This is a genomic window from Ruegeria sp. AL12 (assembly GCF_056540885.1).
Genome location: NZ_JBQFXN010000045.1, coordinates 1 through 1,408, shown reverse-complemented (window position 1 = coordinate 1,408; position 1,408 = coordinate 1). Strand labels below are relative to the sequence as shown.

Below are 1,408 nucleotides of genomic sequence, written 5' to 3'. Positions count from 1 at the left end.
CAACCAGCCCGGCGGCGGATTTATCGCTGGGCTGATCGTCGCCATCGCCTATCTGATGCAATACATGGCCAGCGGCTATACTTGGGCGATTGAGCGGCAGCGGTTTTATTACCACGGCACCATTGGCTGGGGCGTGCTGATCGCCGCTGCCACGGGGCTGGGGGCCTGGTTCAATGAACGCCCCTTCCTGACAGTGATTTTGGCTATCTCCACTGGCCCCCGCTTGAGGAATTCGAATGGGCCACCGCCATGCTGTTTGACACGGGCGTGTTCCTTGCGGTTCTGGGTGCGGTCATGCTGGCACTCGACAGCCTGTCCCGCTTTGCGTGGCAGCCCGGAATGGCACAGGAATTCCCGATGGATATCAATCCCCTGCGGGACTCTCCACCGGAACAAGAACAAGAGAAGGAGCAGGCCTGATGGAAGCGCTCGTAGCCTCTGCCGTCGGTATCTTGACCGCTGCCGGAATATTCCTGATCCTGCGCCGCCGGACGTTCCCTGTTATTCTGGGCCTGTCGCTGATTACTTACGCGGTCAACGTGTTCCTGTTCGCGACCGGGCGCCTTGCGCTGAACGCCCCCCCGGTTCTGAACAAATACAAGGACGTCGCTTATACCGATCCTCTGCCACAGGCGCTGGTGCTGACCGCAATTGTGATTTCCTTTGGGATGACCGCGGTGATCGTGATGATCTCGCTCAGCGCGTACCTGTCCTCCAAGGATGACCATATCGACATGACAGCGCAGGACAGCGTAGATGCAGCAGGAGAAGACGCATGAACCACTGGATCGTTGCGCCGATCGTCCTGCCCGCGATCCTGGCTCCGTTTAACATCATGGTCCTGCGATACCATCTGGATTTGCAGCGCATCTTTTCGGTTGCCGGTGTTGTAGCCCTGTTGGGTATCGCCTTGACGATCACGGCACAGGCCTCGGGCGGAGATATTCAGGTATACGAGCTTGGCAACTGGCCTGCCCCGTTTGGCATTGTCATGGTGCTGGATCGAATGTCAGCCATGATGGTTTTGCTGACAGCTCTGCTTGCCCTGCCGATTGTGCTTTACGCCATTGCAACAGGCTGGGACAACCGGGGCAAGCATTTCCACGCCCTGTTCCATTTTCAGCTTATGGGTGTCTGCGGCGCTTTCCTGACCGGAGATGCCTTTAACCTTTTCGTGTTTTTCGAAGTTCTGCTGATCGCCTCTTATGGCCTGATGACCCATGGTGGCGGTGCGGTGCGGTTGAAGGCGGGTGTGCAATATGTCGCTTACAACCTGTTGGGATCGACTTTGTTCCTGTTTGCTTTGGGCACGATCTATGGCGTGACTGGGACACTGAACATGGCAGATATCGCCTTACGGGTAGCAGAAATCCCGGCCGAGGATACGGCATTGCTGCGGGTTGGCGCG

At 57.6% G+C, this 1,408-nt stretch carries 2 protein-coding genes and 1 pseudogene; all 3 read left to right on the top strand.

The genetic code is table 11. The features are described from left to right. Nucleotides 1-420 (top strand): annotated as a pseudogene (locus tag ACR0C6_RS21195) (MnhB domain-containing protein); the annotation flags it as partial. Then, entirely contained in the window at nt 420-779 is a 360-nt protein-coding gene (locus tag ACR0C6_RS21190; protein ID WP_209503290.1) for a Na+/H+ antiporter subunit C, read from the top strand. The pseudogene ACR0C6_RS21195 and the gene ACR0C6_RS21190, both read left to right, overlap by 1 nt. After that, nucleotides 776-1,408, top strand: a 633-nt coding sequence (locus ACR0C6_RS21185; protein WP_480621070.1) for a proton-conducting transporter transmembrane domain-containing protein, incomplete at its 3' end; no start/stop codon positions are given. The genes ACR0C6_RS21190 and ACR0C6_RS21185, both read left to right, overlap by 4 nt.